Consider the following 9,220-nt stretch of genomic DNA (forward strand, 5'->3'; position numbering starts at 1 on the left):
AGCGGGGACAGGATTTGAACCTGCGACCTCTGGGTTATGAGCCCAGCGAGCTACCGAGCTGCTCCACCCCGCGCCGTTGTGTTTCAACCTTACCACGGCGCGGGGCGGCGCTTTCTCAGCTGCCCGGCTTCTTGCCCTTCTCGGAAGCCTCGTCCTCGGCCTTGGCCGCCCGGTTCAGGGCGTCCTTGAGGTCGTTCTGGGCCTTGCCGTACGCGGTCCAGTCCTGCGCCTCAAGCGCCTTCTGCCCGGCCTCGTACGCGTCCTGGGCGTCCTTGAGCGCCTGCTTGGTCGTCGGGTTCTCCGAGGGCGGCGGCTTCGTGGTGTCACCGCTGGGCGGAGTGGTCTCCCCGGACGGCTTCTTCACCCCGAAGACCACATCGAGCGCCTTGGGGAGATCGTCCTCGAAGGCCGTCTGGTCCCCGTAGGTGACCAGCACCTTCTTCAGCAGCGGATAGTTGGTGCCGGCGCCTCTGACATAGACCGGCTCGACGTACAGCAGTCCGTCGTCGAGCGGCACGGTCAGCAGGTTGCCGTACTCGATCTCGGAGTCGCCTCTCTTCAAGATATTGATCTTGTTGGCGATCTCCGGATTGCCGTTGAACTTGCTCTGCACCTGCTGTGGGCCGGAGACCGTGGTCTCCGATGGCAGTTTCAGTATTCTGATCTTGCCGTAGTCCCCGCTGGTCGCGTCCGCGTCGACCGCCATGAAGGCGCCCAGGTTCTCCCGGCTCTTCGGCGTGAACGTCGTCGTCAGCGAGAACGCCTGCGACTGCTGACCCGGCATCTTCATGCTCAGGTAGTACGGCGGCACCGCGTTCCCCGACTTGGTGGTCGGGTCGTCCGGCACCTGCCACCGCTCACTGCCGGTGTAGAAGGTCCCCGGGTCGGTGACGTGGTAGCGGGTGAGCAGCTCGCGCTGGACCTTGAAGAGGTCCTGCGGGTAGCGCAGGTGCTGCATCAGGTCCGAGTCGATCTCGCTCTTGGCCTTCACGGTCCCCGGGAACGACTTCATCCAGGTCTTGAGCACCGGGTCCTTGGTGTCCCACTGGTACAGCTTGACCTTGCCGTCGTACGCGTCCACGGTCGCCTTGACCGAGTTGCGGATGTAGTTCACCTGGTTCTGCTGGGCGACCACGGACCGCTGGCCGGTGGTCAGGGAGTCCGCCGTGCTGTCGCCGAGCGTGGTGCGCGACGCGTACGGATAGCCGTTGGTCGTCGTGTAGGCGTCGACGATCCACTGGACCCGGCCGTCGATCACCGCCGGGTAGGCGTCGCCGTCGATGGTCAGCCAGGGCGCGACGGCCTCGACGCGCTCCTTGGGCGTGCGGTTGTACAGGATCCGCGAGTCCTTGCCGATGGCCCCGGAGTAGAGGATCTGCGGCTCCCCGAAGGCCACCGCGTAGGCCGCGCGGTTGACCGGGTTGGAGAGGTTCACCCCGCTCTTGCCCTTGTAGCTGTAGCTCTTCTCGCCGTTGTCGCCGGAGTAGTCCAGCTCCTTCTGCGGGCCGCCGACGATCGAGTACTGCGTGGTCTTCTCGCCGTAGTAGATCCGCTGCTCGTACGAGGGGAGCTTGCCCTTCGTCGGCAGGTTCTTCTCGGTGAAGTCCGGGGCGCCGCCGTCCACGGTGTCGGTGCCCTTCGCGGTGATGGCGCCGTATCCGTGGGTGTACTTGAAGTGGTCGTTGATCCAGTTGCGCTCGGGGATGCCGTTGATGTTCAGCTCGCGCAGACCGATGACCGTGTCCTGCTCCTTGCCGTCCTCCTTGTAGCGGTCGACGTCGAGCGTGGACGGGAACTGGTAGTAGCCGCGGACCTGCTGGAGCTGCTGGAAGGTCGGCGAGACGATGTTCGGGTCGAGCAGCCGCATGCTGGCCGCCGTGTCCGCGTCGGCGCGCAGCTTCTGCTTGTCCTCGTCCTTCAGCTCGCTCTTGCCCGCGTACTCCTTCACATCGGAACCGTCGATGCCGTACGCCTCACGCGTGGCATTGATGTTCTTCTTGATGTACGGGGCTTCCTTGGCCTGCTCGTTCGGCTGGACCTGGAACTTCTGCACGAGGGCGGGGTAGAGCCCGCCGATCAGGATCGCGGAGAGCACCATCAGCCCGAAGCCGATCACCGGCAGCTGCCAGGTGCGCCGCCACAGCGTCGCGAAGAAGAGCACCGCGCAGATCACGGCGATGATGAAGAGGATCGTCTTGGCGGGCAGATACGCGTTCGCGTCCACATAGCGCAGCCCGGTCCAGCCCGCCGTCGATTTCAGGCCGCTGGACTTCACCGTCAGCCCGTACCGGTCCAGCCAGTACGCGACGGCCTTGAGCAGCACGAAGACGCCGAGCAGCACCGACAGATGGCCGGTGGCCGCGGCGGTGGCCCGGCCGCCGGGGCTGGTGATCCGCAGGCCGCCGTAGAGGTAGTGCACCAGGGCGGCGGCGATCAGCGAGAGCACCGCGGCCGCGAAGCCGAAGCTCAGCAGGAAGCGGTACCAGGGCAGGTCGAAGGTGTAGAACGCGATGTCCTTGTGGAACTGCGGATCCGTCTGGCCGAAGGAGACGCCGTTGATCCACTGGAGCCACGTGCGCCACTGGCCGGCCGCGGACGCGCCCGCGATCAGCCCGACCAGCGCGGTGACCGCGAGCAGCACCCATTTCTTGTACGGCGCGAGGCTCATGCGGTACCGGTCGAGGCTCTGCTGCTCCATCGACATCGCGCTCAGCGGCGGCCGGAGCCGGTGCGCGAGCCAGATGTTGAAGCCGACGGCGGCGGCCATCAGCAGGCCAAAGACGGCGAACAGCCCGATCTTGGTCCCCAGCGTGGTCGTGAAGACCGAGGAGTATCTGACCGAGCGGTACCAGAGCCAGTCCGTCCAGAACCCCGCGAACATGACGAAGAGCATGGCCAGCACGGCCAGCACGCCCAAAGTCATCAGCAGGGTCCGAACGCGCCGGGACGGTCGGCCGACTCTCATCCGTGGCCCTGTCGGGCCTCCGCCGCGGTCCGGCATCTGGAAAGCCAAGGTGCGCACCTCGAAGTTCAATGTCGTTGTGGGGTCTTTTGTGCGGCCCCGGTGATAGTAGGACCCAGTGTGGCAACTTACTGAGCCTTTACTCAGTTCCCGTTTTCGGTCACTTCCAGGGCACGATATTGACCATGTCCAACCTTCCCGACCCCAGCACCCCGATGGCCGCGAGTCCGCTGACCCGGGCCGTGCTCGAAATCGACGAGTACGCCTCCGGGCTCGGCTGGGATCAGCCGGCCCGGCTTTTCGCCCTCGTCGACACCGCGAAGCTCCGCGCCCAGGAGCCCGGCCTCGCCGAACAGCTCGGCCTCGACGCCGCCGACGGCGAGGACTCCCCCGCCGCCATCACCCCGATCGAACAGGACGAGCTGCCCGCGGGCGTCGCCCTCGACGAGTTCCTCGCCACCATCGCCTGGCCCGATCCGGTGACCGGCTGCGCCATGACGGTGGAGCGGCTGATGCTGCCGCCGTCCGCGGAGGGGTCCGTGCCGAACGGCCTCGACGAGGCGCAGCTCGCCGAGTGGGTCGCCGAGCACCCGGACCGCCAGGAGGTCCGTATGACGGTGGCGGTGCTCCGCGACGGCGCGCGCGAGTCCGCGCTGCGGCTGCGCGAGAAGGACTCGCCGACCGAGGTCCTCACCGGGGCCGACCTCGTACCGGGGCTCGCCGAGGCGCTGGCCGCGACCTTCGAGGGGTAGTCCGCCGCGGGCCCTGTCCGGGGCCCGCTCACGTCTCACGTCCGTACGGTCAGCCTGTCGTGCAGCGCGGCAGGCCGGCCGTGTCCCCCTTGCGGATCTTCTCCAGGGCCTTCAGCGCGTCGTCTATCGTGCCGACCTTCACGAGCCGGAGCCCGTCGGGGGTGTCCTTGGCGGCGGTCGCGCAATTCCCCTTGGGCGTCATGAAATATTGCGCGCCCTTGTCGCGGGCGGCCACGAGCTTCATCGCGATGCCGCCGATGGGCCCGACCTGACCCTTGTCGTCTATGGTCCCCGTGCCCGCCACGAACTTGCCGCCCGTCAGGTCGCCCGGGGTGAGTTTGTCGACGATGCCGAGGGCGAACATCAGCCCGGCGCTCGGCCCGCCGATGTCCGGCAGTTTGATGTCGATGGTGAACGGGAACGTGTGGTCGACGGCCGCCTTGATGCCGACGATGGCGCGCTTGTCCTCGGGGGCCTTGGCGGTGGTGAGGGCGACCTTCCGGGTCTCCTTCGGCTCCTTCTTGTCCTTCTCCGCCTCGGCTGCCGCCTTGACCGGCACCACGGTGAAGACGACCTTCTCGCCGGGCTTGTGCTTGGTGACGAGCTTGGCCACGTCCTCGGGCTGCTTGACCGCCGTGCCGTCCACGGCCTTGATCACGTCGCCCGCGTGCAGCTTGCCCTCGGCGGGGCTGGCCTTGACGACGGACCCGACGACGATGCGGCTGCCGACCGGGATGCCGACCGCCTTGAGGGCGGCGACCTTCGCGGTCTCCTGGGACTGGCTGAACTCCTCGGCGTTCTCCTGGCTCACCTGGTCCGGGGTCTTGTCGTCCGGATAGACCGTCTCGTGCGGGACGACGAGGTCGTCGTGGTTGAGCCAGCCGATGACGGCCTCGACCAGGTTCATCCGGTACTGGGAGCCGGTGACCCGGACCGTCGTCATGTTGAGGTGCCCGGACGTGGGATACGTCTTGTGGCCGGTGATCTGGAGCACCGGTTCGCCGTCGTGCTCGCCGATGGTGTTGACGGTGGGGCCGGGGGACATGTCCGCGTACGGCACCGGGATCAGCACACCCGCGCAGAGCAGCGCGATCAGCATCAGGAGGGAGGCGAGCATCGTCGCTGTGCGGCGGGGCATGGAACGACAGTACGGGACAGGTCCGACAGCCCACCCGCGGGGCCGGGCCGTCCGTGGCCCCGCGAGTTGACGCGTCCGGCTAGATGCGGCCGGACGCCGCCTGGGCGGCTTCCGAACCGGAATCCGGCGGCTCCATCGCCGCACGGAACCGCGCATAGCCGGCGAGCTCCGCGATATCCCCGTACGTATGGTTCCGCGTCGCCCAACTTCCCCATATGGCAGCGGCGATCGCCGCCAGAAGCGGAATCAGCAACCAGATGAGCGCACCCACATTGGCCTCCCGACCCCTCAGCGCCTTCCGGCGGGATACGCGCCGTCGCGCGGCCCGGTGTGAAGCACCGGATTTCGCACGTGGACGAGCGGACTCCGCCGGTCGCGGCGCCAGGCCCGCAATCAGCAAATAAGCAGATTAACCATCCGTCAGGTCAACGCTTATACCGGGAGACGGGTTACGCAACCGGAGAACCACGCATGGCCCAACGCCCTTGTGACGCCCTGCCGTCGCGTCCCGGTCTATGGGCGGCGCGTCAGCAGGCGCCGACCCACTCCTCGGTGCCGTCCGAGAACTCCTGGTGCTTCCAGATCGGGACCTCGTGCTTGAGGTCGTCGATCAGCCTGCGGCACGCCGCGAACGCCTCGGCGCGGTGCGCGCAGGAGACCGCGACCACCACGGCCAGGTCCCCCACCGCCAGGTCGCCGACCCGGTGGACGGCCGCCATGGCCCGCACGGGGAAGTCCGCCGCGACCTTCTCGGCGACCCGGCGCAGCTCCGCCTCGGCGCTCGGGTGGGCGGAGTAGCCGAGCCCGGCGACCTCCGCGCCGCCGTCGTGGTCGCGCACCGTGCCGACGAAGAGCGCCGTGCCGCCCGCGGCCCGGTCGCCGACCGCCGCGAAGACCTCGTCCAGGGACAGCGGGGTGTCCCGGACGGCGAGCAGCCGGATGGGGGAGGCGGCGCTCTGGGCGGGGACGGCGGGACGGTCATGGGTGCTTGCCATGCCCCCATCGTGCCGCACCGGACGGCGGACCCGGCACCTGCCGTGCGTACGGGCGGCGCTCCGGGGCCCCTCCGCCGGCCGTACGGACGCCCGGCCGGTTTGCCCCCTCTTCCCCCCACACGCTCGCCGTACGCGCCCCTACAGGCGGCGGCGTGCCTTGCGGGCGCGGCGGACCAGCGCGGCGGTGCCCACGAGCGCGACCGTCGCCCCGGCGGCCCCCAGCGTGGTGGCGTCCTTGCGGCCCAGCCGCCGGCCCGCGACCGTATGGCGGCCCGAGACCTCCTCCAGCAGCTCTGCGAGGACCTCCTCGTTGGTCCACCGGGGCCGCCAGCCCGCCTCGTGCAGCCGGCTGCCGCTGACCACCCAGGGGTGCATGGTGAACGCGAGGTCGCCCGCCGGGGACGGGGTCAGCCCCAGCCGGTGCAGCCGGGAGGCCGCGCCCAGGGCGACCGCCGAGGGCAGCTCCATCCTGCGGATGCCGGTGAGCTCCTCGACCTCCTCCTGTTCCAGCCAGCCGTCGCAGCCCACGGCGAGCTCGCCCTCGGCCTTCTCCAGGGCGGCGAATTCCAGGGCGCTGACCAGGTCCTGCACATGGCAGAACTGCCAGGTGGGGCGGGAGCCGGCGACTACCAGGAGACGCGGCGACTCGAAGTAGCGGGTGAGGGCGGTGTCCGTGCCGCCGACGAGGACGGCGGGGCGCAGCACTGTGACGTTCAGGCCGGGGTGGGCGCGCGGGGCGCGCTTGGCGAGCCGCTCGATCTCCAGGAGGTCGCCGACGCCCGTGGCGTCGGCGGTGGCACGCAGCTCGGCGTCCTCCGCCAGGGGCACGTCGTTCTCGGGGAGCGCCCCGTAGACCATCGCCGAGGTGCACAGCACCACCCGGTGCACGCCCGCGGCCGCGGCGGCGGTGAGCACCGTCTGGGTGCCGCGCACGTTGTAGGCCGTACGGGCCGCGGGGTCGGTCTCCAGGTCGAGGTCGACGGCGAGGTGGACGACGACGTCCGCCCCGCGCAGCTTGTCCGCGATGGCCGGGTCCCGGACGTCCAGCACGTGCCATGTCGCCTCGGTGACGTCGCCGCGGCGCTCGTCGATGGCGATGACCTGCTTGATCTCCTCGGACTCGGCGAGGCGCTGCGCGAGCAGGGCGCCGATGCCGCCGGCGGCGCCGGTGACGGCCACGACAGGCCGTCGGCCGGACTTCGCGGCACCATGGGCTGTACCGTTTCGCGCTGCGCGAACGTGCGGATCTGGGGAACTCACCAGGCGTCTCCAGAGGTTGTCTTCAGTACGCATGCGCGATGACGCGTACGCACCAGGTGATGTCCATCCTGCCGCAGGCCTCGGGCCGGCGGAGCACCGAGGCCGCAACCGGGCCCGGTGTCTACGCTGGGTTGTGTTGTCGGGCATTCGCCGTCGGCCCCGGGCCGGCGGCCCTACGAGCCGAGGAAACCCGTGAGTGACACCCCATTCGGATTCGGCCTTCCGCCGGAGGAGCCGGAGGACGGCGACGACGGCAAGAAGAAGGGAGGCCAGGGTGGTGGCCAGGGTCCCGCGAATCCGTTCGGGTTCGGCGGGGCGGGCGGCGGAGACAATCCGTTCGCCTCGATGTTCGGTTCGCTGAACCAGAACGACCTGGGCGCGGCCTTTCAGCAGCTCGGGCAGATGCTCTCGTACGAGGGCGGCCCGGTGAACTGGGACATGGCCAAGGACATCGCGCGGCAGACCGTCGCGCAGGGCACCGCCGACGGCACCAAGGACGCGAGCGTCTCGCCGGCCGAGCGGGCCTGGGTCGAGGAGGTCGTGCGCCTGGCGGACCTGTGGCTGGACGGCGTCACCTCGCTGCCGTCGGGCGCGAACACGGCGGTGGCATGGAGCCGCGCCGAGTGGGTCGAGGCGACCCTCCCGGTGTGGAAGGACCTCGTGGACCCCGTCGCGGAGCGCGTCGGCTCGGCCATGGGCGATGTGCTGCCCGAGGAGATGCAGGCCATGGCGGGCCCGCTGCTCGGCATGATGCGGTCCATGGGCGGCGCGATGTTCGGCACCCAGATCGGGCAGGCGCTCGGCGTGCTGGGCGGCGAGGTGGTCGGTTCGACCGACATCGGGCTGCCGCTGGGCCCGGCGGGCAAGGCCGCGCTGCTGCCGGTCAACGTCGAGGCGTTCGGCAAGGGCCTGGGCGTCCCCCAGGAGGAGGTGCGGCTCTACCTGGCGCTGCGCGAGGCCGCCCACCAGCGGCTCTTCACCCATGTGCCGTGGCTGCGCTCGCATCTCTTCGGCGCCGTCGAGGGGTACGCGCGCGGGATCAAGGTCGACACCTCCAAGCTGGAGGACGTCGTCGGCCAGATCGACCCGTCGCACATGGAGCAGATGCAGGAAGCGCTCCAGCAGGGCATGTTCCAGCCGGAGGACACCCCGGAGCAGAAGGCGGCGCTGGCCCGGCTGGAGACCGCGCTCGCGCTGGTCGAGGGGTGGGTCGACGCGGTGGTGCACGCGGCGGCGGCCCCGCATCTGCCGTCCGCGGACGCGCTGCGCGAGACGCTGCGCAGGCGGCGCGCCTCCGGCGGTCCCGCCGAGCAGACCTTCGCCACGCTGATCGGCCTGGAGCTGCGGCCGCGGCGGCTGCGCGACGCGTCGCGGCTGTGGGCCTCGCTCACCGACGCGCGGGGCCTGGACGGGCGCGACGCCCTCTGGGAGCACCCGGACATGCTGCCGACGGCAGCGGACCTCGACGACCCGGACGGGTTCGTCCACCACGAGCAGCTGGACTTCTCCGAGCTCGACAAGATGCTCGGCGAGGCGGCCGGCAGCGGCCCGGGCAAGCCCGACCTCAACAAGCGGGTCATCGACGAGCGCCCCGATAATGGCGCCGCCGGTGCCGACTCCGACCCGGCCGCGGGCGACGGCAAGGACAAGGGCAAGAACGACGACGAGGGCGACGCCGGCAAGTGACCCTGCACGACAACGCGGCGCGGGCCCTCGATCGGTGGTCCGCGCCGGACAAGCGCCAGCAGGAGCTGCGGCTGGCCTACCTGGACCACCTGGCGGCACAGCCGGCCGGGATGTGGAAGGCGTGCCCTGGCGCGCACCTCACCGCCAGCGCGCTGGTCATCGACCCGGCTGGGGAGCGCGTCCTGCTGACGCTGCACCGCAAGCTGAAGATGTGGCTCCAGATGGGCGGCCACTGCGAGCGGCACGACGCGACGCTGGAGGACGCGGCGCTCCGGGAGGCGCGAGAGGAATCCGGGATCGGGACCGGGCTGACGCTGCTGCCCGGCGGGCCCGTGCTGCTGGACCGGCATGAGACGCCGTGCGCCTGGCACCTCGACGTGCAGTACGCGGCGCTCGCCCCGGCGGAGGCCGTCGAGGTGATCAGCGA

The 9,220-nt window shown here is 70.2% G+C and carries 8 protein-coding genes and 1 tRNA gene; 3 read left to right on the plus strand and 6 right to left on the minus strand.

Annotated elements, in window-relative coordinates:
- Positions 1–73: transfer RNA gene (locus tag ACFU99_RS21625), tRNA-Met, on the minus strand.
- 42 nt (positions 74–115) lie between these two features.
- Complete coding sequence (locus ACFU99_RS21630) at positions 116–3,001, minus strand: UPF0182 family protein (RefSeq protein ID WP_384394393.1); 2,886 nt, start codon at positions 2,999–3,001, stop codon at positions 116–118.
- A 146-nt stretch (positions 3,002–3,147) separates the two neighbouring features.
- On the opposite strand from ACFU99_RS21630, the gene ACFU99_RS21635 reads away from it, so the two are divergent.
- Entirely contained in the window at positions 3,148–3,714 is a 567-nt protein-coding gene (locus ACFU99_RS21635; protein WP_384394382.1) for a PPA1309 family protein, read from the plus strand.
- Positions 3,715–3,763: 49 nt separating this feature from the next.
- On the opposite strand, the gene ACFU99_RS21640 is transcribed toward ACFU99_RS21635, so the two are convergent.
- The 4 genes from ACFU99_RS21640 to ACFU99_RS21655 form a co-directional block, all read right to left on the minus strand.
- Entirely contained in the window at positions 3,764–4,852 is a 1,089-nt protein-coding gene (locus tag ACFU99_RS21640; RefSeq protein ID WP_384394384.1) for a PDZ domain-containing protein, read from the minus strand.
- Between the two features lie 79 nt (positions 4,853–4,931).
- Positions 4,932–5,123 carry a hypothetical protein gene (locus ACFU99_RS21645; RefSeq protein WP_384394385.1) on the minus strand — a complete coding sequence of 64 codons (192 nt, stop codon included), beginning with the start codon at positions 5,121–5,123 and terminating at the stop codon, positions 4,932–4,934.
- A 256-nt stretch (positions 5,124–5,379) separates the two neighbouring features.
- Entirely contained in the window at positions 5,380–5,847 is a 468-nt protein-coding gene (locus ACFU99_RS21650) for a molybdenum cofactor biosynthesis protein MoaE (RefSeq protein WP_384394387.1), read from the minus strand.
- A gap of 138 nt (positions 5,848–5,985) precedes the next feature.
- A complete protein-coding gene (locus tag ACFU99_RS21655; protein ID WP_363227360.1) occupies positions 5,986–7,107 on the minus strand; it encodes an SDR family oxidoreductase in 1,122 nt (373 codons plus the stop codon).
- A 192-nt stretch (positions 7,108–7,299) separates the two neighbouring features.
- Here ACFU99_RS21655 and ACFU99_RS21660 point away from each other — a divergent pair, with 192 nt between their 5' ends.
- Positions 7,300–8,793, plus strand: coding sequence for a zinc-dependent metalloprotease (locus ACFU99_RS21660; RefSeq protein WP_384394389.1), 1,494 nt, complete (start codon positions 7,300–7,302; stop codon positions 8,791–8,793).
- Positions 8,790–9,220: NUDIX hydrolase (locus tag ACFU99_RS21665; RefSeq protein WP_384394391.1), on the plus strand; the 431-nt coding region annotated here is incomplete at its 3' end. The genes ACFU99_RS21660 and ACFU99_RS21665, both read left to right, overlap by 4 nt.

This window comes from Streptomyces sp. NPDC057654 (assembly GCF_042800135.1).
Classification (GTDB): domain Bacteria; phylum Actinomycetota; class Actinomycetes; order Streptomycetales; family Streptomycetaceae; genus Streptomyces.